Origin of the sequence: Metabacillus fastidiosus NBRC 101226, assembly GCF_001591625.1 — a bacterium.
Classification (GTDB): domain Bacteria; phylum Bacillota; class Bacilli; order Bacillales; family Bacillaceae; genus Metabacillus; species Metabacillus fastidiosus.
On the sequence record NZ_BCVG01000058.1, the window covers coordinates 1 to 25,898 of the forward strand.

The 25,898-nt window shown below is 37.9% G+C and carries 23 protein-coding genes; 4 read left to right on the forward strand and 19 right to left on the reverse strand.

Annotation, left to right across the window (positions count from 1 at the left end):
• Positions 1–606: 606 nt before the first annotated feature.
• Both iscB and BFA01S_RS13695 read left to right on the forward strand, forming a co-directional pair.
• Complete coding sequence (gene iscB / locus BFA01S_RS13690; protein WP_066231456.1) at positions 607–1,917, forward strand: RNA-guided endonuclease IscB; 1,311 nt, start codon at positions 607–609, stop codon at positions 1,915–1,917.
• A 37-nt stretch (positions 1,918–1,954) separates the two neighbouring features.
• Positions 1,955–3,961 carry a methyl-accepting chemotaxis protein gene (locus BFA01S_RS13695; protein ID WP_066231460.1) on the forward strand — a complete coding sequence of 669 codons (2,007 nt, stop codon included), beginning with the start codon at positions 1,955–1,957 and terminating at the stop codon, positions 3,959–3,961.
• 273 nt (positions 3,962–4,234) lie between these two features.
• Here the strand turns inward: BFA01S_RS13695 and BFA01S_RS13700 are convergent, their stop codons facing one another.
• From BFA01S_RS13700 to mce, 5 genes are all read right to left on the reverse strand, one after another.
• On the reverse strand, positions 4,235–4,483 hold the full coding sequence (locus BFA01S_RS13700; RefSeq protein WP_066231463.1) for a hypothetical protein: 249 nt from the start codon (positions 4,481–4,483) through the stop codon (positions 4,235–4,237).
• Positions 4,484–4,501: 18 nt separating this feature from the next.
• On the reverse strand, positions 4,502–4,966 hold the full coding sequence (locus BFA01S_RS13705; protein WP_066231468.1) for a chemotaxis protein CheW: 465 nt from the start codon (positions 4,964–4,966) through the stop codon (positions 4,502–4,504).
• A 200-nt stretch (positions 4,967–5,166) separates the two neighbouring features.
• Complete coding sequence (locus BFA01S_RS13710; protein ID WP_066231471.1) at positions 5,167–6,288, reverse strand: tripeptidase T; 1,122 nt, start codon at positions 6,286–6,288, stop codon at positions 5,167–5,169.
• Between the two features lie 23 nt (positions 6,289–6,311).
• Positions 6,312–7,859, reverse strand: coding sequence for an acyl-CoA carboxylase subunit beta (locus tag BFA01S_RS13715; RefSeq protein WP_066231527.1), 1,548 nt, complete (start codon positions 7,857–7,859; stop codon positions 6,312–6,314).
• 13 nt (positions 7,860–7,872) lie between these two features.
• Positions 7,873–8,280: a methylmalonyl-CoA epimerase gene (gene mce / locus BFA01S_RS13720; protein ID WP_066231474.1), complete on the reverse strand. Its 408-nt coding sequence runs from the start codon at positions 8,278–8,280 to the stop codon at positions 7,873–7,875.
• 130 nt (positions 8,281–8,410) lie between these two features.
• On the opposite strand from mce, the gene prli42 reads away from it, so the two are divergent.
• Positions 8,411–8,503 (forward strand): stressosome-associated protein Prli42, encoded by a 93-nt coding sequence (prli42, locus tag BFA01S_RS22450; RefSeq protein WP_156483697.1) that lies wholly within the window; start codon positions 8,411–8,413, stop codon positions 8,501–8,503.
• Positions 8,504–8,558: 55 nt separating this feature from the next.
• On the opposite strand, the gene BFA01S_RS13725 is transcribed toward prli42, so the two are convergent.
• From BFA01S_RS13725 to BFA01S_RS13790, 14 genes are all read right to left on the reverse strand, one after another.
• Positions 8,559–9,065, reverse strand: a complete 507-nt coding sequence (locus BFA01S_RS13725; protein ID WP_066231477.1) for a L,D-transpeptidase — start codon at positions 9,063–9,065, stop codon at positions 8,559–8,561.
• A 78-nt stretch (positions 9,066–9,143) separates the two neighbouring features.
• Positions 9,144–9,581 (reverse strand): BrxA/BrxB family bacilliredoxin, encoded by a 438-nt coding sequence (locus BFA01S_RS13730; protein WP_066231481.1) that lies wholly within the window; start codon positions 9,579–9,581, stop codon positions 9,144–9,146.
• An 81-nt stretch (positions 9,582–9,662) separates the two neighbouring features.
• Entirely contained in the window at positions 9,663–10,673 is a 1,011-nt protein-coding gene (gene meaB, locus BFA01S_RS13735; protein WP_066231484.1) for a methylmalonyl Co-A mutase-associated GTPase MeaB, read from the reverse strand.
• On the reverse strand, positions 10,670–12,820 hold the full coding sequence (scpA, locus tag BFA01S_RS13740) for a methylmalonyl-CoA mutase (RefSeq protein WP_066231490.1): 2,151 nt from the start codon (positions 12,818–12,820) through the stop codon (positions 10,670–10,672). The genes meaB and scpA overlap by 4 nt, the downstream gene beginning before the upstream one ends.
• Positions 12,817–14,691: a methylmalonyl-CoA mutase family protein gene (locus BFA01S_RS13745; protein ID WP_066231492.1), complete on the reverse strand. Its 1,875-nt coding sequence runs from the start codon at positions 14,689–14,691 to the stop codon at positions 12,817–12,819. The genes scpA and BFA01S_RS13745 overlap by 4 nt, the downstream gene beginning before the upstream one ends.
• 156 nt (positions 14,692–14,847) lie before the next feature.
• Positions 14,848–15,255, reverse strand: a complete 408-nt coding sequence (locus BFA01S_RS13750; protein WP_066231496.1) for a DUF1259 domain-containing protein — start codon at positions 15,253–15,255, stop codon at positions 14,848–14,850.
• 109 nt (positions 15,256–15,364) lie between these two features.
• Positions 15,365–16,627 (reverse strand): dihydrolipoamide acetyltransferase family protein, encoded by a 1,263-nt coding sequence (locus tag BFA01S_RS13755; RefSeq protein ID WP_066231502.1) that lies wholly within the window; start codon positions 16,625–16,627, stop codon positions 15,365–15,367.
• Positions 16,628–16,639: 12 nt separating this feature from the next.
• Positions 16,640–17,623, reverse strand: coding sequence for an alpha-ketoacid dehydrogenase subunit beta (locus tag BFA01S_RS13760; RefSeq protein WP_066231508.1), 984 nt, complete (start codon positions 17,621–17,623; stop codon positions 16,640–16,642).
• 12 nt (positions 17,624–17,635) lie between these two features.
• The gene (locus tag BFA01S_RS13765; RefSeq protein ID WP_066231511.1) at positions 17,636–18,628 is read right to left on the reverse strand and encodes a thiamine pyrophosphate-dependent dehydrogenase E1 component subunit alpha; all 993 of its coding nucleotides are present in this window, start codon (positions 18,626–18,628) and stop codon (positions 17,636–17,638) included.
• Positions 18,629–18,655: 27 nt separating this feature from the next.
• Complete coding sequence (gene lpdA, locus BFA01S_RS13770) at positions 18,656–20,080, reverse strand: dihydrolipoyl dehydrogenase (RefSeq protein WP_066231513.1); 1,425 nt, start codon at positions 20,078–20,080, stop codon at positions 18,656–18,658.
• Between the two features lie 18 nt (positions 20,081–20,098).
• Positions 20,099–21,208 carry a butyrate kinase gene (gene buk, locus BFA01S_RS13775; protein WP_066231515.1) on the reverse strand — a complete coding sequence of 370 codons (1,110 nt, stop codon included), beginning with the start codon at positions 21,206–21,208 and terminating at the stop codon, positions 20,099–20,101.
• Between the two features lie 37 nt (positions 21,209–21,245).
• Entirely contained in the window at positions 21,246–22,346 is a 1,101-nt protein-coding gene (gene bcd / locus BFA01S_RS13780; protein ID WP_066231517.1) for a branched-chain amino acid dehydrogenase, read from the reverse strand.
• 1 nt (position 22,347) lies between these two features.
• The gene (gene yqiS / locus BFA01S_RS13785) at positions 22,348–23,262 is read right to left on the reverse strand and encodes a phosphate butyryltransferase (protein ID WP_066231519.1); all 915 of its coding nucleotides are present in this window, start codon (positions 23,260–23,262) and stop codon (positions 22,348–22,350) included.
• Positions 23,263–23,411: 149 nt separating this feature from the next.
• Positions 23,412–25,475, reverse strand: coding sequence for a sigma-54 interaction domain-containing protein (locus BFA01S_RS13790; RefSeq protein ID WP_066231521.1), 2,064 nt, complete (start codon positions 25,473–25,475; stop codon positions 23,412–23,414).
• 172 nt (positions 25,476–25,647) lie between these two features.
• Here BFA01S_RS13790 and BFA01S_RS13795 point away from each other — a divergent pair, with 172 nt between their 5' ends.
• A complete protein-coding gene (locus BFA01S_RS13795) occupies positions 25,648–25,881 on the forward strand; it encodes a DUF2627 domain-containing protein (protein ID WP_066231523.1) in 234 nt (77 codons plus the stop codon).
• Positions 25,882–25,898 lie beyond the last annotated feature (17 nt).

Here is a 25,898-nt window from a genome sequence, read left to right on the forward strand (position 1 = left end):
GAAAACCCCCCACTGATGGAAGTTTCACTTTATTTTTCAAAGCTGGTTAAAACTTTTGCTAAATGAAAGGAGGATAGTGTGCTCAGAGTAGTAAGAGTAATCGCTAGACAAATCTGCTGCTTCTCTATAAATACATAGTTTGAAAACGCCTTCAAAAAAAGAAGGTTAGTTAAATCCATAGGCAATATTAATAAACTTTTTTACAAAAAATGATTAGTAGGCTTTAAATATCTTATGGAAATATGCAGTAGTGAAAAGAATAACTTATTTGGAGTTAATTCTCTTTTATTAATGATAGACTTTTCCATTTGAACAAATTGAGTGAGAAAAATTATATAGTATCTAACTTGAAGTCAACTCCCCACCACTTAAACATCTAATAATTGTTAAAGTGGGAAGCTTTAAGAAGCCCTAGTTGTCTAGCCTAATTCCTCTAAGGACTACGTTAATTGGGTCAGCATACCCTGAGAATGATTCCCTAGTTCCAGGCTCTATGGAGGCACTGTAAAAGTTCTGAGTGGGAAGGAACGGTCAACCTTGGCGTTTTGTACGCAAAGCCCTATTAACTTTGGCGAAGGGAAATAAACTCTACGGAGGGAATACATTATGTTTGTATTCGTTATTAATAAACATGGAAAAGCTTTAATGCCTTGCAGTCAACGTAAAGCAAGAATTTTACTAAAAACAAAGAAAGCAAAAATCATCAAATATCAACCATTTACCATTCAGCTTCTATACGGGAGCTATGGATATAAACAAAAAGTGAAAGTTGGAATTCACCTAGGAGCCAGACGTTTAGGTATTGCGATTCAAAGTAATAATCATGTATTAGCTAAAGGGGAAATTGAATTACGAGATGATATAAAGAACAATTTAGAAAGTCGTAAAGTTTACCGAAGAAATAGACGGAACCGGAAATGCCGTTACAGAAAAGCTAGATTTCTCAATCGTATTTCCTCTAAAAGGGAAGGATGGCTCCCGCCTTCTATTAGAAGCCGTAGTGAAAATATGTTCCACTGGATTGATAGATTTTGCAGCTTGATTCCAGATCCAACTTTAATCATCCAAATTGGAAAGTTTGATTTTCAAAAAATAATAAATTCTCATCATCAAAACCAAGGTGATCAAAAGGGTGAATTATGCAGTTACTATAACACTCGCTATTTTGTATTCACTCGTGACCATTATACTTGCCAAGTATGCAGGAAGAAAAATAAAATCCTAAATACTCATCACATTATCTATCGTAGTCATGGCGGGTCAAATTGTGCGAGTAATTTAATCTCAGTATGTACGGATTGCCATACTAATGAAAATCACCAAAAAGGTCAGATTTTATGGAGATGGATGATGGATAAGAAATCGCCGCTTACTTATAAAGAATCTCCTTTCATACATACCTTAAGGAAACAAATTTTTTTGAAATATCCTAATGCTGAATTCACTTATGGAAGTATGACTGTTCTAAAGAGGAAAAGGCTAGGTCTTGAAAAATCATATATGAACGATGTATTAGCCCTTAGTGATATTAGGAAATATTATGAAGATCGAAGCGGAGTATTCAAAATTAAGCAATTTCGCAAAAAAAAGCGTTCTTTACATGAGGCAACTGCAAGAAAAGGTCGTAAAGCTAAAAACATAACAAACAAAAGAAATGAGAAGAATACGAAGCAGCTTAAAGGTTTTTTTCTTAATGATAAAGTAAGGCTCTACAACAAATTAGGATACATTACTGGATTCACGGGAAAGAACTCAGCTTACGTTAAAACGATAGACAATGAATATATTATTATGCCAAATAAGAATTACAAACAAGTTAGTTTAAGCCATCTAGAACGGATTTGTCACAACAACAACTGGCAATTCACTCACTCGCCTCATGTAAATGACAGTGGAAGTTCAGTTAATAATAAGTAAATGCACACAAGTAGAGAAAATATCTGGAGGAAAATGTATGAAAAAGGGTATCTTTTCCAATATAAAGTCTATTAAGATTAAAATTTTATTTTTACTACTGCTAGTTTCCTTAGTTCCGCTAGTTACAATTACAAGCATTCTAATGTATCAGTCTTCAACTGCCCTAAAAAATAAGACAGAAGAAAGCCAAATTGAAATGGCACAAATAAATGCAAATATGATCAGTTTATGGCTCTCTCAAAAAATTAATCGATTAGAAAATATCGTTAAGGAAAACCCGGAATTTTCAAATGGAAATAAAGATGAAATCCTGCCTGTATTAAAAATACTCGAGGAAAGTGATGACGAAGTAGATTTTTATTCATTTGTAAATGAACAAGGAATTACTCACGATACAAAAGGTAACACAGGAGATATTAGCTCCTCTGACAATGTCAAAAATGCTAAAGCAAGTAAGGAAACAGCTGTATCAGATTTTATTAAAGAGATGGTAACAGGAAAAGATATTATCGTTATTGATGTTCCTTTAGTCAATGAAAAAGGACAATATAAAGGGATTATTCAAGCTATCCTTGATCCGCAGAAAATTTTAGATATTGTTAATAAAATAAAGATTGAAGAAACAGGTTACGGATATTTGCTTTCATCAACTGGAACCTATTTATTACATCCTGAAAAAGAGAAAATCGGGAAAAATATTTCTGACGACTTAACAGCAACAGACGATAAAGAATTATTTTTCAAAACTTTATTTTGGGAAAAGGATGGTTTCATTTCATATAAGAAAAATGATGGATCAAAGAATACAGCAGCCTTTCATGATGTTGATCAGACAGACTGGAAGCTGGTAACTAGTGCCCCTGAGGCAGAAGTTTATAGTGAGATTGAAAAAACAAAGAATTCAGCTTTTATACTTATTTTAATTTCTGTTGCTCTCGTTCTTCTTCTATCCTATCTTGTTGCAAGAGGAGTATTAAAGCCATTACTTGAAATTACATCTATCATGCAACGTGTATCGAAGGGAGATTTAACAAAGAGATTAATAGTGAAAGGAAAAGATGAAATCGCGGAGTTAAGGAACAATATTAATTATATGATAGAGTCATTTTCATTAATGATTACTAAGCTATCACAATCTACCGAATATGTTACTTCCTCTTCAGAAGAACTGACAGCGATAGCGGCAGATTCCGCCAATACATCAAAAGCAGTTACAGAGTCAGTTAATGAAGTTGCGATTACATTAGACACCCATTATCATTCGACTCAACAAGTATCAATTGTAATGGATGAAATTGCGTTAGATACCCAGAAAATCGCAAAGTCCGCCTCTGCTGTAACTGAATCTGTACAGGATGTGGCAAGAGAGATAAATCAAGGTGATTTAGAGGTTCAATCTGCAATTATTCAAATGAATACTGTCAGTGAAATAGTAGAAAATTGCACAAAAATTATCCAATCATTAAATGAAAAATCTCAGGAAATTCGAAATATCGTTTCGATGATTTCCGAGGTTACAGATCAAACAAACTTGTTAGCTCTGAATGCCACAATCGAAGCAGCTAGAGCAGGAGAGCATGGGAAAGGTTTTGCGGTGGTAGCTAATGAAGTCAAAAAGCTCGCTGAGCGAACAAGTGAAGCAACTATTGAGATCACAACGATTATTGAGCAGATCGTTGATGCTACAGGAAACGCTACTCACTCTATGAATCTGGGTATGCAGGAAGTTGATGAAGGTGTTGACCAAGTTCAAAAAGTAGGTTCTATTTTTGAAACCATTCTAAGTGAAATTATGAAAGTGAATAGGCAAATTCTAGAGGTATCTACAGCCTCGGAACAAATTTCTTCAAGTACTGAGGAAATATCAGCCTCCACTCAAGACATAGTGGATATAAGTAAAAACTCATTAGACAACTTGAATGAAGTTTCTTCATCCATATCTAATCAACACCAGTATATCAAGGAAGTTTCTACTTCAGCAGAATCTTTAAGTACTATGGCCATGGATCTTCAGGAGATGGTAAATCAATTTACTATAAAATAAGCTCCTATATGGCATTATATAGAATGAAGGAAGGAACGGAGGAATTATTCACAAGAGCCGAATTCATCATATGGAATTTTATTAAAGCGATTAAATATCTATCAAAAAAGACTTCCTTATTAAGAAAGTCTCTAGCTTTATAGCAAAATAAAATGAATACTCAATCAGCGAGGTTTTTCTTATTCCCCGCTAATTGTCAGATTAAACAATCGGCAGTTATTACTCCTTGCTCCTCTTGAAGCAGGAGTCTTACTGTCCGTCATTTATCATATATTACTTTGATAGGAAATTTGAATCTTCCAGCGGATTTTCTAATTTCAGCTTTTCCAGTTCCACTTTCATTTTTTCCGTTTCAATAAGGAAATTTTCATTTTTCAGCTTTTCCAGCTCTATTTCTTTTTCTACAATTTGCAGCTGGAGCTTAGCCTTCCTACGGGAAGCATCTGTCAAAATAGCAATAATCGGGATTGAAAATATTGCAATAGTACCAACTACAATAATGGTAACGACTCCAATAGGCATATGTATCGTCCCCCCTTTTTAAAGGTAACTGCTCATTCCTTCTTTAATGACCTCAATTTCATCAAGATTATTAATTAACTCATTCGGATCGACAATTGTTATTAGCCTGTTCTCAAGACTCGCAACTGCTGTAAAGTAAGAAGATGGTTTTAAAACCCCCATATTAATAGATTTTAAATCCTCTTCTTGAATTTCAAGTATTTCCTTCGCTTCTTCTACAATTAAAGCAACATGCAGCTGATCTGTTTGAATAACAATCAGCTTTAAATCAGCTCCATTCACACTGTCTTTGCGGTAAAAAATTTGCTTCGTATCTAATACCGGAATTAGCTCGCCCCTTACTTTTACAACCCCTTTCATATAACCAGGCATTTCAGGAATTGTATTCAGCCCTTCCATTTTTTCAATTGAAGTAACCTTTTCAATCGGTAGTCCATATTCATCATTATTCGTATTAAAAATAATAAATTTTGAAGCCATCATAACAAAAAACCTCCTAAAAACTATATACGCATAATTTAAATTTCCAGTATATCAATTATTTCATCATAAATATATGTTGGAATATTAATGCATTTTCTATAAGACTATCATACTATGAAATTACTTAGGTAGAAAAGCACAATCTTTATTTTACCAAAAGTAAAAAAGCTATCTAATGTTGCCTGATAGCTTTTTTGCTGTTACTCTCCAGCTACTTCTTGTACAATTGCAACAACCATTTCCGCTGTTTTCACAAGTTCTTCAATCGGCATTTTTTCATTTGTCGTATGAATATCTTCATAGCCGACAGCTAAATTAACAGTTGGGATACCATTTCCCGCGATCACATTCGCATCGCTTCCTCCGCCGCTCGTTAATAATTCACTTCTTCTTCCAATTCTTTTCGCTGCCCGCTTCGCTATTTCAACGACATGATCTCCTTCGCCGAACTTAAAGCCCGGATACATAATCTCTACTTCCACTTCTGCGCTTCCGCCCATTTCCTTTGCAGTACTTTCAAATGCCTCTTTCATTTTCTGTACTTGCTTTTCCATTTTCTCTGGAACTAATGAGCGTGCTTCTGCAAAAATATACACGAGATCACAGACGATATTTGTCTGTGTTCCACCTTCAAATCTGCCAATATTCGCTGTTGTTTCAGAATCGATTCGTCCAAGCTGCATTTTTGCAATTGCTTTTGCTGCCATTGTAATCGCGGACACACCTTTTTCCGGAGCAACACCGGCATGGGCTGTTTTACCAACAATTTTTGCATTCACTTTCGCTTGTGTCGGTGCAGCAACGATAATATTCCCGACTTCCCCGTCACTATCTAACGCATATCCGTATTTAGCCGTCATTAGTTTAGGATCAAGTGCCTTTGCCCCGACAAGACCCGATTCTTCCCCCACTGTAATAATAAATTCAACTTTTCCATGTGACAGATTATTTTCCTTTATTACTTTAATCGCTTCAAACATAGCCGATAGACCGGTTTTATCATCCGCACCGAGAATAGTCGTCCCATCCGTTACAATATATCCATCTTTAATCGAAGGTTTCACTTTCTTACCTGGTACAACTGTATCCATATGGGATGTAAAATAAATTGGATCTGCATCTTCTTTTGTTCCTTCAAGCGTACAAATTAAATTGCCTGCACCGTGACCAGTTATCCCTGTCGTATCATCCTCGTAGACATGTAACCCGAGTTCAGTAAATTTCGCCTTTAAAACTTGGGCAATTTCTGCTTCATGCTTCGTTTCCGAATCTATTTGAACTAATTGTAAAAATTCCTCAAGCAATCTCTCTTTGTTTATCATTTCGTAGCCTCCAGTCAAAATTATTACAATGGCATATTTCCGTGTTTTCTAGCCGGTCTGATTTCCTTTTTTGTCTGCAGCATTTCAAGTGCCTGGATTAATTTTATCCGCGTTTCCCTTGGGTCAATGACATCATCAACTATTCCCTGGCTCGCCGCTACATATGGGTTAGCGAATTTCCTTCTATATTCCTCAATTTTATCTGCTCTTGTCTTTTCCTTGTCAGGGCTTGCTTCAATTTCTTTAGCAAAAATAATATTTGCTGCTCCTTCAGGCCCCATTACTGCTATTTCAGCATTCGGCCATGCATAAACAAGATCAGCACCTATTGATTTGCTGTTTAAGGCGACATATGCCCCACCATATGCTTTCCGCAAAATAACGGTAATCTTCGGTACAGTTGCTTCAGAATAGGCATATAAAATTTTCGCACCATGGCGAATAATTCCACCATGCTCCTGCTTTATACCGGGGAAAAATCCAGTAACATCCTCAAAAGTAATGATTGGAATTTGAAATGAGTCACAAAAGCGGATAAATCTCGCTGCTTTATCAGACGAATCAATATCAAGCCCGCCTGCCATATATTTCGGCTGATTGCATACAAGTCCAACTACTTCCCCTTTTATTCTTGCAAAACCGATGACAATATTTTTAGCGAAATCTTCCTGCACTTCGAAGAAGGAGTCTTTATCAACAATCTCAGTAATAACAATTCTTACATCATAAGGACGAACTGTATCAAAAGGAATAAGCTCTGTTAAATCTGCACGATAATCATCGTTATTATCATGAATTAGGCAGGGGGGTTTCTCTTCATTATTTTGTGGCAAATAACTTAAAAGCTTTCGCACCTGCGAAAGAACCTCTTCCTCTGTCTCACTTGAGAAATGAGCATTCCCGCTAATTTTATTATGTACAGCCGCACCACCTAAATCTTCTGAACTGATCTTCTCTCCTGTCACTGTTTCGATTACCTTCGGACCTGTAATGAACATCTGGCTCGTCTTTTCCACCATAAAAACAAAATCTGTTATTGCCGGTGAATAAACAGCACCGCCTGCACAAGGTCCTAAAATAACAGAAATTTGCGGGATAACACCCGAATAAATCGCATTGCGATAAAAAACATGGCCATACCCGTCTAATGATACGACACCTTCTTGAATTCTGGCACCGCCGGAGTCATTTAAACCGATAAATGGTGTCCCATTTTTCGCAGCTAAATCCATGACAGCAGCAATTTTCTTAGCATGCATTTCTCCCAATGCACCGCCAAAAACAGTGAAATCCTGTGAAAATAAATAAACGGGGCGTCCATTAATTTTCCCATATCCTGTTACAACACCGTCAGCTTGCCCCTTTTTCTCATCAAGGCCAAAATCAGTGCATCGATGCTCCACGAACGCATGAAGCTCAACGAAAGAATCTTTATCAACTAACAGATTGATTCTCTCCCTTGCTGTCAGTTTCCCTTTCTCATGCTGCTTTTCAATTTTATCATCCCCGCCGCCCAGTTCAATATCACGCCTCTTATCATATAACTCGTCTATCTTTTTATAAATATCCATCGACATTTATGCCTCACCTCACCGTTTTTTCACAAAGCTCAATAAGCACACCATTGGCTTCACTCGGATGAAGAAAAGCAATATTTGCTCCGGCAGCGCCAATTCTTGGTGTTTTATCGATTAAATTGATCCCTTTTTCCTGTAATTCATCTAATCTTTGCTCAATACTCTCTACGCCCAATGCAATATGATGAATTCCCTCTCCCCTTTTTTCAATAAACTTTGCAACTGTACTATTTGCCGATGTAGGTTCAAGCAATTCTATTTTTATATTACCGGCGGAAATAAAAGCAACTTTCACATGCTGTGTGGCAACTTCTTCTATTTGCTCCAGCTCAAGTTTTAATACTTCTGTATAAAATGGCAAAGCATTTTCAATTGATTTGACAGCAATGCCGATATGATCGACCTTTTTAATCATATCTTCTCCTTTCAGCCTAAAACATTACGGTAAATCTTCTCTTTTTAAAAGGGATATTCCTGCTTTTAAGGCTTGTCCAATTAAATAAATCACGTTAGAATAAAGAAAGTAGTTTATAGGAGTGATGAATATGCCGCGTAAAACTCAAAAAGTTGTTATTTATTTAATGCTTACAATTATGGTCTTATCGACATTATTAGCAGGCGCATCCATGTGGTTCTAACAATAGGAACTAACCTCTCTATTTACATTATGACTTCTCTAGAGAGGTTAGATATTTACTCTATTGCTCCTTTTTGTTTGGCAATCGTCTGAAAGCTTTCATTTGATTTTAAGATCAATACTTTCGTTCCAACAGGTATATGTTCAAATAGTTCTTCTACTTCCTCATTAAACATTCTTACACAGCCTTGTGTCACATAGCCCCCTATCGAGCTTTCATTATTTGTCCCATGAATACCGTAAATACGTCCTTCTGTATTTTCTGCATCAAAGCCGATCCATCTCGTGCCTAATGGATTTTCCGAACTGCCTCCGGGGATATTTTTCTTCCGGTAATAGGGATTGACTGCCTTTACAGTAATATTAAATTCCCCTTCAGGTGTCAGTTGCGCTGTTTTTCCAGTCGCAATTTTATATGTTTTTAAAATCTCGCCATCATCTATAAATGCAAGCTCATTCGTCTGTTTATTAATAATAATATATGGATCACCGATGGCCGGATTATTACCGAGCGGCCAAAACGGGGACGTAATAAAAAAGAAAATAGTGAACATTATTTTCATATGATCAGCATCCTTTTCTTTTTATCATGTCCTAAGAAAAAGAAAAAGATGACCGCAGCGGATCATCTTTTCATCTCTTTACACTTCTTCACAATATTCATCAAATGCACTTTGTAATTTTGCAACGACAGATGATGGATCATGTCCTTCAATTTCATGTCTTTCAACCATTGTAAGAATTTCACCGTCTTTTAATAATGCAAAGGATGGAGAAGAAGGCGGATAACCAACGAAAAATTCACGTGCACGTGCTGTTGCGTCCTTATCTTGACCTGCAAAAACTGTTAATAAGCGGTCTGGACGCTTGTCATAATGTACAGCATGGAAAGCAGCTGGTCTTGCGATACCGCCTGCGCAGCCGCAAACAGAGTTAACCATCACAAGAGCCGTTCCCTTTGCATTTAATACTTCTTCTACTTCTTCCGCTGTCGTTAATTCTGTATATCCGGCAGCAACGATTTCTTTACGAGCCTGTTTCACGACATCATTCATAAATAAATTAAAATCCATACCCAATTACATACATCTCCCTTATCTTTCTTTTCGCCTAATAGTTATATTTAACAACAAACAGAGGAAATGAGCAACTTTCGATACTTATTCTTTCTTATTTAAAAAAAGACTAATTAGTTCATTCACACTATTTCCAACTGTTTTCTCCCCATCTATAATTAACTTTTCATATTGTAATAATGACTCTTTCATTTTCTCATCATAAAAAAACTGTGCATAAAGCTTATCTTTTAAAGAAGAATCAAACCATTCTTTTAGCTGCTCTGTTCGTCTTTTCTCAAAAATCCCATTATTTCTCGTCATATGAATAAATTGTTCAATCTCTTTATAAATCTCAATAAGTCCCGTTTCTTCTAATGCAGAAGCCGTGACAGCTTTCGTCGTCCACCCTTCTGTATACGGTCTTAAAAAGTGAAGAATAGTATTATATTCTCTCATTGCCTGCTTTGCTTTTGAAACATTATCCCCATCTGCTTTGTTTACAACAACAAGATCCGGCAGCTCCATAATTCCTTTTTTCATCGTTTGCAGTTCATCACCTGCACCTGTTAAAACAAGTAAGAGGAAAAAGTCAACCATACTTCGAACGACGAACTCACCTTGTCCGACTCCAACTGTTTCAATAAGGATAATATTAAAGCCCGCAGCTTCACATAAGAAAATTGTTTCCCTCGTCTTCCGGTTTACTCCGCCAAGTGTCCCGCTTGACGGAGACGGGCGAATAAATGCGCGCGGGTTATTAGAGAGCCGCTCCATTCTCGTTTTATCTCCTAAAATACTCCCCTTCGATACTTCACTGCTCGGATCAACAGCTAACACTGCGACACGATACCCCAGCTCACATAAATAGGTGCCAAACGAATCAATGAATGTACTTTTCCCAGCTCCTGGAACACCGGTAATGCCGATACGAATGGAATTTGTCTTTACACTTCCTAATTGTTCAATTACTTGCTGTGCAACCGTGAAATGGCGGTTTGTATGACTCTCAACAAGAGTAATTGCTCTTGCAAGCATCGTTCGATCACCACTTTTAATCCCTGAAACATAATCTTCAACTGTTATTTCTTTCTTTTTGCGACTATACTTCCTCATTCTTCTGCTTCCTCATAGCCTAACCGCTCATACACTTTATCCAGTACTTTCACCGCTGCAGCAGGGATAACAGTTCCAGGTCCAAAAATTTCTGCAGCCCCGTTTTCCTTTAAAAACTCATAATCTTCATACGGAATAACACCGCCAATAATAACGACAATATCATCTCTTCCCAGTTTTTCTAATTCAGATATCAGCTTCGGTAAAAGTGTTTTATGCCCCGCAGCTAAAGAGCTTATGCCGATAACATGAACATCATTTTCAACAGCTTGTACAGCCGTCTCCTTCGGTGTTTGAAAGAGCGGCCCAATATCAACATCAAATCCTAAATCTGCAAAAGCAGTCGCAATTACTTTTGCCCCGCGGTCATGGCCGTCCTGCCCCATTTTTGCAATTAAGATCCTTGGCCTTCTCCCTTCAAGCTCATAAAATTCATCTGTTTCCTTCCGCACCTGTTCAATCGTCTCTTCATCTGAAAATTCTTTACTGTATACCCCGCTTACTGAGCGAATAACAGCTTGATGACGCTTTGCCGCAAGTTCAATCGCATTTGAAATTTCCCCCAACGTCGCCCTTGCTCTCGCTGCTTCTACTGCAAGCTCAAGTAGATTTCCTTCTTTACTTGCCGTTGCCTCTGTTAATGCACCTAACTTCTCTTTTACTTCTTCCTCATTCCTGTTTGCTCTTAAGCTTTCAAGCCTCATCAGCTGTTTTTTACGGACTTCCGTATTATCAATATTTAATATATCAATAGGGTCTTCCTTTTCTAATCTGAATTTATTTACCCCAATAATTATTTCTTTTCCTGAATCTATTTTTGCCTGCCTTCTCGCCGCTGCTTCTTCAATTTTCATTTTTGGGAGACCTGTTTCAATCGCTTTCGTCATCCCGCCGAGCTTCTCAATTTCTTCTATATGCTCCCATGCCCTATCCATCAGCTGTTTCGTTAATGTTTCTACGTAATAAGAACCACCCCATGGGTCAATGACATTGCAAACCCCTGTTTCCTTTTGTAAAAAGAGCTGGGTATTACGAGCAATTCTTGCTGAGAAATCCGTCGGAAGTGCAATAGCCTCATCAAGTGCATTTGTATGAAGCGATTGTGTATGTCCCATTGCTGCCGCATGTGCTTCCACACAAGTACGAACAACATTATTAAAAGGGTCCTGCTCCGTTAAACTCCACCCAGACGTCTGGGAATGTGTTCTAAGCATGAGCGACTTCGGATTTTTCGGATGAAACTCCTTCATCATTTCTGTCCACATATATCTCGCTGCTCTCATTTTCGCAACTTCCATAAAGTAATTCATTCCGATCGCCCAGAAAAATGAAAGACGCGGTGCAAAATCATCAATAGAAAGTCCCGCCTTTATTCCAGTACGCACATATTCCAACCCGTCCGCAAGCGTATATGCAAGTTCAATATCGGCCGGTGCACCGGCCTCTTGCATATGATAGCCCGAAATACTAATACTGTTGAACTTAGGCATATATTTCGCTGTATATTCAAAAATATCACCGATAATTCTCATCGATGTTACTGGTGGATAAATATATGTATTCCTTACCATATATTCTTTTAAAATATCATTTTGAATCGTTCCTGACAGTTTTTCTTTTGGAACACCCTGTTCCTCAGCCGTCACAATATAAAATGCCATAATCGGCAATACTGCACCGTTCATCGTCATAGAGACACTCATTTCATCAAGTGGAATTCCATCAAATAATATTTTCATGTCAAGAATCGAATCAATCGCAACACCCGCTTTCCCAACATCTCCTTCCACTCTCTCATGGTCAGAATCATAGCCCCGATGTGTCGCAAGGTCAAAGGCAACAGATAATCCTTTTTGCCCCATCGCTAAATTTCTTCTGTAAAAAGAATTGCTCTCTTCTGCTGTGGAAAAACCTGCGTATTGTCTTATTGTCCAAGGCCGGTTTACATACATCGTTGCATAAGGACCGCGTAAATACGGCGGCAGGCCCGGATAAGTATTTAAATGTTCGATATCATCCATATCTTTTTCTGTATAAAATGATTTTAATTTTATACGTTCATTCGTTTCATATACTGCTTCTTCCTCTATGTTTTGGAGCTGTTCATAGGAAATAAGCTCGGAGTTTTCTAAACTTCTACGCTTCATTTTCCTTCCCCTCCTATTTTTAAATGGAGCTCTTTTAAAAACTTGTACATATTCATTCCGTAGTAAATACATTCATCGATGCCATAAGTACTTAACAGCTCAGGGGACTGTTTTCCTGTAATATAGAGATGCTTTACATCGAGCTGTTCTTTTATATTTGACAAGTTTTTATACTCATCATCTGTTCCACATAAAACAGCTGTCTCTTTATTTTTTAATTGCTCAAGCTCGGATATATCGGTAACAGCAAGCTCAAACCCTCCTGCTGCAAAAAAATTACTCAAAAAATCAAGTCTCGGTTTATAATCTTTCAGTTCACCAATAACGATTACGTTAATCTTCGGTAAATAACCGGTTTTATTCCGGTATTTTTCAGCCTGCTGCCTCAAGCTTTCAAAATGTTCTGTAAGTCTTCTCCTCTCTAATGGCTTAATGGTGAATAAACTTTCCTTTGAATACAGTAAACTCGTCAATTGTTTAAGTGTTTTTCCTTTTTTCGCTGAATTGAGAAGCTCTGTAAAGCTAGTATTTTCATCTTTTAATGGAATAACTTTTTCGACCTTTTCTTTATTTTCCTTCATATGTATTTCATCTTTTATATTAGCAAATGCATTCGTTCCAATTATTTCACTTTTTCCTGTATTTATCTTATCTATCCGTTCTTCCATCATTAATTTCAATTCATTTTGAACTGTCCCATTTGCTAGAGCCTTTTTAAATCCTCCATCAGAATCAAGCTGTTTTATTTGATCCCAGGCTTCCTTCGCTAATTCTGCTGTTAAAGCCTCTATATAGTGGGAACCGCCGGCGGGATCCTTCACTTTCGCTAATAAACTTTCTTCCTTTAATATAAAATGAATATTTCGCGCCACCCGTTCACCGAGTTCACTTGATTCCCCCAACATATGATCAAACGGTGTGATCGTTAAATGATTCACTCCCCCGATAATAGCGGAAAAAGCTTCTGTCGTCGTTCTTAATAAATTAACATGGACATCATATGCCGCTTTATTAAATAATGAGGTAACCGCATGAACATTAATTTTCTGTCCTTCTTCACTGCCGTCCAATGCATGAACAATAGATGCCCAAATTTGTTTAGCTGCACGGAATTTCGCTATTTCCATAAAATAATTCGAGCCGATTGAAAAAGCAAATGTTATTTTTCGAACAATCGTATCAATAGCTAAACCTCGGTTTAAAAGCTCATTCACCGTATCAATTGCATTCGAAAAAGTATATACAAGTTCTTGAACAGCATTTGCACCTGCATCATGATAAAGCGTTCCGTTTATATAAATAAAGCGAAGGTCGGGAGCATACTGTTCCCCCCACTCAACTGTCTCTTTTAAATAATTAAAACGGGTTGAAAGAGAAATATTATCATTGCCGTTTACGAGAAAACTTTCAAATGGATCGAAGCCGACTGTACCATCGAGTTTACCAACTTCTCTTTCAGCTATACTTGCAATAAAAAGCGGTAAAAAACCAAGCTGGGCTCCCATATTGATAATCAACTTATCCTCGCTAAAATTAAGGAATTGAACGATCGCTTTTACATCTGAGCAATGTTCAATAAATGAGAAATCTGAAAAATAAAAAGAGTCTTGTCCCCGCTCTTTCGCTCTTTGTATCTTATTTGCCGCTTGATCAGCTGCTTCCACTTGTATTTGCTGACTTATTTTCCACGCTGTTTGACTATTAGGAACTATTTGTCGCTTGCTTTTATCCATATATAAAGGTTTTAATGTAATTCCTTCATAAGTATGCTTCATTAACGAAGACATTTTCCTGCCTTTAAGCACTTTTTCCACTTCTTGTTCCCACTGTTCCAAATGAACGGTATCCTCACGTTTGCCTTTCTCCCCCATATGATGCTTCCTCCATCTCCTATACGTTTTCATGCTCATATTATGTTTATTTTAGTACACGAAAAATAGATGAGCAATGAAAGTTTATTTCTATATAAAACAGGAAAAGATACTGAGCTGGTAATACTCAATATCTTATATGAATTGCTTACATTACTAATCAGCAATTGGATAACTATTTAAATAGGAAAAAGAATGAGAAATTTTCCGTGCAAAGTTTAGAGGAGGTTCAACTGATTGGAGATGCAAATACATAATCATCGGTTCCATATACATCCAGTGATTATGCAGTGCGCTGACGATTAAGTCTTGCTGAACAACGAAATGCATATATTTAGGAATTTCCTCTTGTAAGATTGCTAACTCTAATAAGTTTAAAGCATTGCCATTTTCATCTAATGACTCGAAAGAAACTCCTGCCGGAACGACTGATCTCGCCAGCTTTCCTTGAACAAAAACATTTATTTTCCTGTGAAATGATACGGAACAGCCGCCTTTTTCCCTTTTGCCTTTTCCATTAAGGATCCTTGCAAATTCATTACAAATAGAATCATAATGAGACATATGCACAACCTCCTCTCTAAACTGATATGTATGAGTTTTGATATACATTTATGTAATTCTCATTTCTCTTATCATGAAAAAAAGGCTAACATTCGTTAGCCTTGTACATTTAATATATTTTTGTTGTTTCTTCTGATGTGTTTTCTAAAATTTCTTTCACTCTTGCTAAAAAGCGTCCGCAAATGAGACCGTCGAGAATACGATGGTCAAGAGATAAGCATAGATTAACCATGTCGCGGACAGCGATCATATTATTAATAATAACAGGTCGCTTTACAATTGTTTCTACTTGTAAAATAGCCGCTTGCGGATAATTAATAATCCCCATTGATTGGACAGAGCCGAACGATCCTGTATTATTCACTGTAAATGTTCCGCCAGTCATTTCATCTATCGTTAATTTTCCTGATCGGACTTTCTTTGCTAAATCAACAATTTCCCGAGCAATTCCTTTTACCGTTTTTTCATCTGCTGCTTTTATAACAGGAACGAAAAGAGCATCATCTGTTGCAACAGCAATCGATAAATTGATATCTTTCTTCTGAATAATTTTATCGCCGGCCCATACAGAATTAATTTGCGGGAACTCTTTCAATGCTTGAGCAACAGCTTTGATAAAAAATGCGAAAAATGTTAAGTTAAATCCTTCTTTCTTCTTAAACTCATCTTTTGCAGCATTTCTATAGTTTACAAGATTGGTTACATCAACCTCAACCATCATCCAAGCATGCGGGATTTCCTGCTTGCTTTTCAGCATGTTCGAAACGATTGCTTTTCTTACACCGGTTACGGGAATCTCTATATCGCCAGCTTGTGCGGAAATATTAGGCGATACTTTAACTTCTACCGTCGGCTGAACTTCTCTATTTACTTGAACCGAAGCTTCAGGAGATGGAACTGCTTCCTTCTCTGCTGGAACATTACCGCTTTCGATTAACTGTAAAATATCTTTTCTTGTTATTCTTCCGCCTGCACCTGTTCCATTTACTCCTTCAAGATCAATATTATGCTCCTGTGACAGACGAAGCACGGCCGGAGAATAACGTTTTTTATTTGTTCCATCCTCTTTTTTAGGCTCTGCTGCTTTTTCTGTCACTTCTTTTTTCACATCTGCTGCCGGCTTGTTTCCGTCTTGTACGTCCATCTTACAAATAACTTTTCCAACAGCTAATGTTTCACCTTCTTCTGCTACTAGCTCCGTAATAACTCCTGTAAAAGAAGATGGTATTTCTGCATTTACTTTATCTGTCATCACTTCTGCAATCGGGTCGTACTTATTAATCTTGTCACCGACAGAAACAAGCCATTTACTAAGCGTACCTTCTGTCACACTTTCGCCGAGCCGAGGCATAGTAATTTGCTCTAAAGCCATCGTTCAACCTCCTTAAAATTCAGCTAATTTCCTCATCGCCGCTTCAATTTTCTCAGGATTCATCATAAAGAATTTCTCCATCGTCTGCGCATATGGCATCGCAGGCACTTCTGGTGCTGCCAGACGCATAATCGGCGCATCTAAATCAAATAAACAGTTTTCTGCGATGATCGCTGCTACTTCACTTATAACGCTTCCTTCTTTATTATCCTCTGTTATGAGCAGTACTTTACCTGTTTTAGAAGCTGCTTCAATAATTGCTTCCTGATCAAGCGGGTACACTGTTCTTAAATCTAAAATATGTGCAGATATACCGTCTTCTGCTAATTTTTCAGCAGCTTGCAGGGCATAATGAACACATAGTCCGTAGGTAATAACAGTAATATCATCACCTTCACGCTTTACATCAGCTTTACCGATTGGCACAATATAATCGTCTTCCGGCACTTCGCCTTTCAGAAGACGATATGCTCGTTTATGCTCAAAATATAAAACAGGATCATTATCACGAATAGCCGCCTTTAAAAGTCCTTTTGCATCATACGGTGTGGAAGGAATAACGATCTTTAAACCAGGCTGGTTGGCAAAAACCGCCTCCACTGATTGAGAGTGATATAATCCACCGCGTCCAGCACCGCCAAAAGGGGCACGAATTGTGATCGGACACGTCCAATCATTATTAGAACGATATCGGATTTTTGCTGCTTCTGAAATAATTTGATTTACTGCCGGGAAAATAAAATCAGCAAACTGCATTTCTGCAATTGGTCTCATCCCATACATTGCTGCACCGATACCAACACCTGCAATAGCAGATTCTGCAAGCGGTGTATCAATTACTCTTTCTTCACCGAATTTATCATATAAACCGACTGTCGCTTTATATACTCCGCCCTTTACTCCAACGTCTTCTCCGAGGATAAATACTTTTTCATCACGTTCCATCTCTTCATGTATTGCTAAATTGATCGCTTCTATATAAGACATGACTGGCATCACTTTTCCCCCTTACTCTTCATAAACGTATTTTAAAGCATGCTCTGGTTCAGCAAATGGAGCATTTTCTGCATATTCAGTCGCTTCATCTATAAGCTGCATCATTTTAGAAAGCATTTCTTTTTCTTTTTCCTCTGTAAGTATGCCAAGCTGTTGCAAATACTCTTTAAATGTAATGAGAGAGTCGCTCTTTTTCCCTTCTTCGACCTCGCCCTCCTTACGATAAGCCCTGTCATCATCATCACTGGAATGTGCGGTTAAACGACATGTAACTGCTTCAATTAATGTTGGTCCTTCCCCTCGAAGTCCACGCTCTCTCGCTTCTTTAACAACACGGTACACTTCTAGCGGATCATTCCCGTCTACTGTATATCCAGGCATACCATAGCCTATTGCCCGGTCAGATATATTTTCGCATGCCACTTGTTTATCATATGGAACAGAGATTGCATATTTATTATTTTCACACATCAGAATAACCGGTAATTTATGAACAGCTGCAAAATTTGCCCCTTCATGAAAATCACCTTGGTTTGATGAGCCTTCGCCAAATGTAACAAAAGTAACGATATCCTTCTTCTCCATTTTTGCAGCTAAAGCAATCCCGACTGCATGCGGCACCTGTGTAGTTACCGGAGATGAATTCGTAACAATTCTATTTTTCTTTTGACCGAAGTGATTTGGCATTTGGCGGCCGCCTGAGTTCGGATCTTCCGCCTTTGCAAAGTTTGCTAACATTAAGTCTTTTGCTGTCATACCGAATGCCAATACGACACCAAGATCACGGTAATATGGTAATATATAATCTCTTTCTCTATCCAGTGCAAAAGCCGCCCCGACTTGTGCTCCTTCCTGGCCTTGACAAGAAACAACGAACGGGATTTTACCTGAACGATTTAACAGCCACAGCCTTTCATCTACTTTTCTGGCGAGCAGCATCATTTCATACATATCTAATACATCTTGATCAGATAATCCTAAAGATTGATGGCGATTTTCTACCATTCCAAACCCTCCTGACTTATTTTCACTTTATAAATGAATACTTTTTCCATTGACCGCTAATGCAGCCTCACTCATTGCTTCTGATAGTGTTGGATGGGGGTGAATCGTGTTTCCGATTTCCCATGGTGTTGCATCAAGCACTTTAGCAAGCGCCGCTTCAGAAATCATTTCTGTGACATTCGGTCCAATCATATGAATTCCTAATATGTCATCATTTTCTGCATTGGCGATAAGCTTCACAAAACCATCTGTTTCTCCGAAAACGAGCGCTTTTCCAATCGCATTAAAAGAAAATTTCCCAACTTTCAGTTCGAATCCCTGCTCCTTCGCCTCGTCCTCTGTTAAACCGATCGAAGCGGCTTGAGGATTGCTATACACACATTTTGGAACAAATGATTGATTAATTGGACTTGGATTTTTACCCGCTATATGTTCGACAGCAGCTATTCCTTCATGTGAAGCTACATGTGCAAGCTGAAGACCGCCAATCACATCTCCAATCGCATAAATATGAGACTCTTTCGTCTGGTAAAATTCATTAACGGCAATATAGCCATTTTCTATTTTTATTTCTGTATTTTCTAATCCAATATTCTCCACGTTCGCCTTTCTTCCGACAGAAAGAAGCAGTTTATCAGCTGAAAAAGAGACCGTTTCATTTTTATGCTCCACGTCTATTGTGACGATGCCGTTTTCCTTTTTTAAAGAGTCTGGCAATGCCTTGGCATTTGTAACAATGTGAATGCCTTTCCGCTTCAGTAAACGTTCCATTTCTTTTGAAATTTCTTTATCTTCCGTTGGTAAGATCCGGTCTGCATATTCTAAAATAGTAATCTCAACATCGAAATCGGCCAACATGGAGGCCCATTCTACTCCGATCACACCACCACCGATAATAATCATGGATTTAGGCAGATTCGCGAGTGCCAGCGCTTCATCAGAAGTAAGAACATATTCCCCATCTATCTCTAAGCCTTGTAAACTACTCGGTCTTGATCCTGTTGCAATGATGAGATTTGCCGGAAGAAGCATTTCATTTTCCGATCCATCATTCATTTCAACAGATACTGTCCCTGGCAGCGGTGAAAAAATAGACGGCCCTAAAATACGTCCTATTCCTTCATAAACGTCGATTTTCCCTTGTGCCATTAAATACTTTACACCTTTATAAAGCTGAGCGACAATATTTTCTTTTCGTTCTTGTACTTTCATAAAATCAATGGCGACATCATTTATTACGACTCCATATTGTTCACTTGATTTCGCTTGCGCAAAAACTTCCGCACTTCTTAACAATGCTTTACTCGGTATGCAGCCTTTATGTAAACATGTGCCACCAAGCTTTGCTTTTTCCACAATGGCAGTTTTTAAACCAAGCTGGGAAGCACGAATCGCTGCAACATAACCGCCGGTTCCACCGCCAAGGATGACTAGATCATATTCAATTGCCATCTAATAAGCCCCTTTCCACTAATTAAACACCTTTGCTTCAGCTATCACTTTTGGATAATGCTTTACTGTTTCTTCCCCTCGTAAAACTCTTGTTGCACCTTCAGCTAAAGCCTGAAGCTCATTTTCTCCCGGGTGGACAATTGTATCTGCAATCCAATCTGTATAAGAAGCAATTTCTTTTACAAACTGTTTACTAAAAGCAAGTCTCCCCGTTAAGACAATCGCATCGACCATTCCTCTTAACACGGTACTCGCTGCTCCAATTTCTTTCCCAATCTGATATGCCATCGCAGAATAAACAAGCTTTGCTTTTTCATCACCGGCATCAATCATTTTTTCTACTTCTCCTAAATCATTCGTTTCCAGGTAACCGATAAGACCAGCCCGCTCTACTAATTTCTTCACCATTTCTTCTTTATAAAACTGGCCTGAAAAACATAATGAAACGAGATCTCCTGCAGGGACACCCCCTGATCGCTCAGGGCTAAAAGGACCATCGCCATGAAGACCGTTATTTACATCAATAACTCTTCCATTTTTATGAACACCGACGGTAATCCCGCCGCCCATATGAACGATAATTAAATTGACATCTTCATAATTTTTTTTAAAGCCCGATGCCACTTTCCTTGCTACAGATTTTTGGTTTAATGCATGAAAAATACTTTTTCTTTCAATAGACGGAAAACCCGATATTTTAGCAATGGGCTCCATCTCATCTACAACAACAGGATCGACAATATAAGCTGGTATATTCAAATTACTAGCAATTTCGAATGCAATAATACCGCCTAAATTTGACGCGTGCTCACCTGCATATCCTATCCGTAAATCTTCCAGCATCTGATCATTCACTAAATAAGTTCCGCCTTCAATTGGACGAAGCAGTCCGCCTCTAGCACAAACAGCATTGAATTTAGAAAGATTAATCCCTTCTCTGTCAAGAGTTTCTAAAATTATTTGTTTTCTAAATTCATATTGGTCCGTTATATGAGCGTATATATTTAACTCAACTGCATCATGTCTTATCGTCTTTTCAAAGATGGAGCGCTCATTATCAAAAACACCGATTTTAGTTGAGATAGATCCCGGATTAATAACAAGAATTCGCGATTTTGAATTTTGCAATAGTTGAACCTCCTATTTAAATGCCGGAAGTTGAAAATTATTTAAAACGGCGGCTTAATATGTGATGACTATTTTGCAAAAATTGGCTGCGTGATTTCCTCATTCTTTCTATTCTTTCTTCGGCAAGGCGGTCAGCTGCAACATATGTCGGTATATTATCACGTTTTGCAATTTCAATAACACGCTCGATACTACTGTAGATTCCTTCTACTTTTTTAAGAGCGCGTTCGCTATTATAGCCATACAGCTCATCAGCAACATTGATAACACCGCCAGCATTAATAACGTAATCAGGAGCATAGATAATACCCATTTCATGGATTTTATCGCCATGATAGGCTTCTTTTAGCTGATTATTTGCAGCTCCAGCGATTACTTTTGCCTTTATCTTTGGAATTGTTTCATCATTAATCGTTGCACCAAGTGCACAAGGTGCATAGACATGACAGCTGACTTCGTAAATATCCTTCGGGTCTACCGCCTTTGCACCGAATTCATCAACAGCACGGCGGACAGCTTCTTCATTAATGTCTGTCACGACCAATTCTACTCCCTCAGCATGTAGATGTTTACATAAATTGTAAGCGACATTACCAACACCTTGAACAGCGACCACTTTTCCCTCTAAGCTGTCTGTTCCAAAGGCTTCTTTACAAGCTGCCTTCATTCCTTTATAAACACCGTACGCAGTAACAGGTGATGGATTTCCAGATGAGCCAAAAGCAGGTGAAATCCCGGTAACATAATCTGTTTCCTCATGGATAATATCCATATCTTCCACAGTTGTACCGACATCCTCTGCTGTAATATACCGACCGTTTAATCCTTGTATATACCGACCAAATGCCCTGAACATTTCTTCATTTTTATCTTTTTTCGGATCACCGATAATAACCGTTTTTCCGCCGCCAAGATTTAAACCTGCCGCTGCATTCTTATATGTCATCCCTCTTGCTAAGCGGAGTGCATCTTCAATTGCCGCAGCCTCTGAATCGTATGTCCACATTCTTGTTCCGCCAAGTGCTGGTCCCAGTGTCGTATCATGTATTGCGATAATTGCTTTTAGCCCTGACTGTTTATCCTGGCAAAAAAGCAGCTGTTCATAATCGTACTGCTCCATGTAAGAAAATATCTCCATACTAATCCTCCTTAGGACTTGCTGTTATTTCTGATGTACAAATAGCTAGAGCTAATGAATATAATTTGCTTTTAGCATGATCAGCACGGCTCGTTAACACAATGGGTGCTTTTGCACCTGCAATAATTCCGCCTACATCTGCTTTTGCAAAGTAAACAAGTGATTTATATAAAATATTGCCCGCCTCAATCGATGGAACTAACAATATATTCGCCTTGCCTGCAACATCACTTTCAATATTTTTCTGTTTTGCCGCTTCCCAGGAAATTGCATTATCAAGAGCAAGAGGTCCATCAATAATACAGCCTTTTATTTGACCGCGGCGATTCATTTGCGTAAGCAGCGCTGCATCCATTGTTGCTTGCATCGACGGATTAACTGTTTCCACTGCTGCAAGCGGAGCAACAGTCGGCATCTTAATTCCAATTGCATTCGCCACTTCTACAGCATTTAAAATGATCTGTTTTTTCTGTTCCAGATCCGGATTAATATTCATCCCTGCATCTGTCACGATTTTACAGTATTCAAATCCATCTATATCAAAGACAGCAACATGTGATAATACCCTGCCTGTTCGGAGTCCATACTCTTTATTTAATACTGCTTTTAAAATAATAGAGGTTGCTATATTCCCCTTCATCAACACATCTGCTTCGTTATGATGTACAGATCTTACAGCTAATTCCGCTGCTTGCTCCTTCGTCCTCGCTTGAATAATTTTATAATTTCCGACAGGCTCTTCTTTCTCTAAAAGAGCTTCAATTTCATCCCTCGGACCGAATAATAAAAATGTGGCAAGTTTTCTTTTCACAGCTTCAATAACAGCAGCAATCACTTCCCTATCATTCGCTCCGGCAACAGCAACGATCTTCCCTTCCAAATTTGCAGCCTGATGAAGCAGATCAACAAGTTTCATTATATTCTTAATCCTCCTGTGATTTTTTCGCTTCATTTACCAAGTATTTATAAGCAAAAATGATGCCAATATTAAAGCAATTCCATATCCTTTATCCATGACTGAAATAAGTATTTTTACACATGCAATGTTTTTCATAACCTGGAAATTTATTGCATGCTGTTATTTGCAAGATTATATTTTTCCATTTTATAATAAAGATTGCGGAGAGAAACGCCTAATACTTGTGCTGTTTTCGTCCGATTATACTCCTGCTGTTCCAGCGTACTGCTTATAATTTCTGCTTCGATTCTTTCAATTGTATCCGCAAGCTTTTCTTCCTTATTACGCATATTCAATTGTTTATAATGACTGGCAGCCTGTATATCCAAAGGAGGAATATGATTCTCTCCTATCTCGGCTTCATGATATCCCATAAAGATAATGGCTCGTCCTAATATATTTTCAAGCTCTCTTACATTTCCCGGCCAATCATACTGTTTTAAAACCGCTAATGCCTGAACGGAAATACCATTAATATTTCGTCCATATTCTTGATTAAACTTCCTTATAATATGTGCCGAAAGTAAATCAATATCTCCCTTCCTGTCGCGAAGAGGCGGAATAGAAATAGGATAACGATTTAAGCGATAATATAAATCTTCTCTGAAATATCCCTCTGACATCGCTTTTTCTATATTGACATTCGTTGCAGCAATGACCCGGACATTAATTGGAATCGGAGTCGTTCCGCCAACACGTATAATTTCACGCTCTTGCAAAACACGAAGCAGCTTTACTTGCATTTGCGGGGAAAGCTCACCAATTTCATCCAAAAAGATACTTCCATTATTCGCTTCTTCAAAAAAGCCCCGTTTCCCTCCGCGCTTTGCACCTGAAAAAGCGCCGTCTTCATAGCCAAACAATTCACTTTCTAATAAGTTTTCAGAAATTGCTGCACAGTTCACACGAACAAATTTATTAAACTTTCGGTCACTATCGCTATGTATAGCATGTGCAAATAATTCTTTCCCAGTTCCGGATTCACCTCGGAGCAGCACAGTCGCAGGTGTTTTTGCCCCTAATTTCGCCTGATCAATAGCAAGCTTCATCTCTTCACTATTTCCAATAATATCTGTAAAAGTATATTTTGCTTCAAGTGTACGAATAATCTGCCTTGCTCTATCAAGTTCATTCGTAAGAGTACGGATTTCAGACATATCCTGAATCACCCCGACACTTCCTTTTAAAATGCCGTCAACGATAACAGGTGCCACATTCACGATAACATCTTTTTTATTAGGGCCGACCTTCATGCTTACACCCCGCACCGGCCTCCTCGTTTCCAACACTTGCATATGCACGCTTTCTCCTTCTGAAATATCAGCAGTCGCAGGTTTTCCGATCACTTGTCCTTCTGTCAAACCAGTCATTTTCGTATATGCTTTATTAATTAAAATACCGCAGCCTTCTTCATCAACAACCGATATTGCCTCTTCTGATGATTGAATAATTGCTTCAAACATGGTTTTTATTTCTTTTAAATCAGTTACTTCCTCAGCTAAACTGACAACATCGGTAATATCTTTAAATATTGACATTGCCCCTAATAATCTTCCTGAGTCATCTACAATAGGAATTCGTGATGTAATAATTTTTAAACCATTATCAAGTATTTGTTCTTGATTTATTTCCACTTCACGGGTTTTTAATGTATTCGGAAGCAAGCTCGAAGGAATAATTGTATCTATTCTTTCTCCTAATGCTTTCTTTCTTTCAAACCCAGTAATTTTTTCTGCTGTTTTATTAAAAAGGATAATATTCTCCTCAACATCGATGCCGATCATACCATCGTTTGTTGAATTAAAGATTGTTTCCTGTTTATATGTTTCTTCTTTCAATTTTAAAATTAATGCTTCCTTTTCATTAATTAAATCTGACATAATATGAGCAATTGTCCCAGGGATAACGATCGTATGTTCATTTTTCTCTTTCATTATTTCTTGAAAAACATTTTGATTATTTGTAGCTTCTATAACAATATCGATTTCCTCGCATAAAATATGCTTCCAATCTGTACTGGTATGAATTCCAAGCTCTTTCGCCAAAGCAATCCCAGGTGCTTTTTCACTAATGTCAACAACTGCAATAATGTTCATCATTTTTGTTTTATATAACATTCTCAACAGTGCTACTCCACCATTACCAGCACCGACAACCATTACCCTTTGCATACTTTATTTCCCCTTTTTATGACCAATTCTTCATATTAAGCGAGATATCCCTTGCAAATAATTGCACACATCAATCATAACCTAATCAGACATACTTGACAAATAATAATAGTAATCAGACAATGAGGTCATGAATGTATTTTAAAGCAATACTAATGAAAGGATACTCCCTATGGCTAGATTAATCGCTCTTATCATTATGCTTATTCCAGGCGTAATAGCAGCACTTGGAATAAAATTAATGCGGGATATATTTTTCGGCGTTCTGCACTCCCCCATTCCATCCCTAAGTTTGCAGTTTTTACTCGGTTTTATTTTTTTCATTGCCGGTCTTGGCTTTATTGCTGGTTTCATTTTCAGGCGGGATCGCAAAAATAATAAAGTACAACAAAGATTTATGAAATAAAGTGAAACTTCCATCAG

Coding starts and splice junctions, on each gene's coding strand:
- lpdA (WP_066231513.1), bottom strand. CDS start 20,080: ATGGCAATTGAATATGATCTAGTCATCCTTGGCGGTGGAACCGGCGGT.
- BFA01S_RS13710 (WP_066231471.1), bottom strand. CDS start 6,288: ATGATAAACAAAGAGAGATTGCTTGAGGAATTTTTACAATTAGTTCAA.
- BFA01S_RS13765 (WP_066231511.1), bottom strand. CDS start 18,628: ATGGTAGAAAATCGCCATCAATCTTTAGGATTATCTGATCAAGATGTA.
- bcd (WP_066231517.1), bottom strand. CDS start 22,346: ATGGAGATATTTTCTTACATGGAGCAGTACGATTATGAACAGCTGCTT.
- BFA01S_RS13715 (WP_066231527.1), bottom strand. CDS start 7,859: ATGGATATTTATAAAAAGATAGACGAGTTATATGATAAGAGGCGTGAT.
- BFA01S_RS13705 (WP_066231468.1), bottom strand. CDS start 4,966: ATGATGGCTTCAAAATTTATTATTTTTAATACGAATAATGATGAATAT.
- iscB (WP_066231456.1), top strand. CDS start 607: ATGTTTGTATTCGTTATTAATAAACATGGAAAAGCTTTAATGCCTTGC.
- mce (WP_066231474.1), bottom strand. CDS start 8,280: ATGATTAAAAAGGTCGATCATATCGGCATTGCTGTCAAATCAATTGAA.
- BFA01S_RS13745 (WP_066231492.1), bottom strand. CDS start 14,691: ATGGGGGAGAAAGGCAAACGTGAGGATACCGTTCATTTGGAACAGTGG.
- BFA01S_RS13760 (WP_066231508.1), bottom strand. CDS start 17,623: ATGCCAGTCATGTCTTATATAGAAGCGATCAATTTAGCAATACATGAA.
- meaB (WP_066231484.1), bottom strand. CDS start 10,673: ATGAGGAAGTATAGTCGCAAAAAGAAAGAAATAACAGTTGAAGATTAT.
- BFA01S_RS13695 (WP_066231460.1), top strand. CDS start 1,955: ATGAAAAAGGGTATCTTTTCCAATATAAAGTCTATTAAGATTAAAATT.
- scpA (WP_066231490.1), bottom strand. CDS start 12,820: ATGAAGCGTAGAAGTTTAGAAAACTCCGAGCTTATTTCCTATGAACAG.
- BFA01S_RS13725 (WP_066231477.1), bottom strand. CDS start 9,065: ATGAAAATAATGTTCACTATTTTCTTTTTTATTACGTCCCCGTTTTGG.
- prli42 (WP_156483697.1), top strand. CDS start 8,411: ATGCCGCGTAAAACTCAAAAAGTTGTTATTTATTTAATGCTTACAATT.
- BFA01S_RS13790 (WP_066231521.1), bottom strand. CDS start 25,475: ATGCAAAGGGTAATGGTTGTCGGTGCTGGTAATGGTGGAGTAGCACTG.
- BFA01S_RS13795 (WP_066231523.1), top strand. CDS start 25,648: ATGGCTAGATTAATCGCTCTTATCATTATGCTTATTCCAGGCGTAATA.
- yqiS (WP_066231519.1), bottom strand. CDS start 23,262: ATGAAACTTGTTGATCTGCTTCATCAGGCTGCAAATTTGGAAGGGAAG.
- BFA01S_RS13750 (WP_066231496.1), bottom strand. CDS start 15,255: ATGTCTCATTATGATTCTATTTGTAATGAATTTGCAAGGATCCTTAAT.
- BFA01S_RS13755 (WP_066231502.1), bottom strand. CDS start 16,627: ATGGCTTTAGAGCAAATTACTATGCCTCGGCTCGGCGAAAGTGTGACA.
- BFA01S_RS13700 (WP_066231463.1), bottom strand. CDS start 4,483: ATGCCTATTGGAGTCGTTACCATTATTGTAGTTGGTACTATTGCAATA.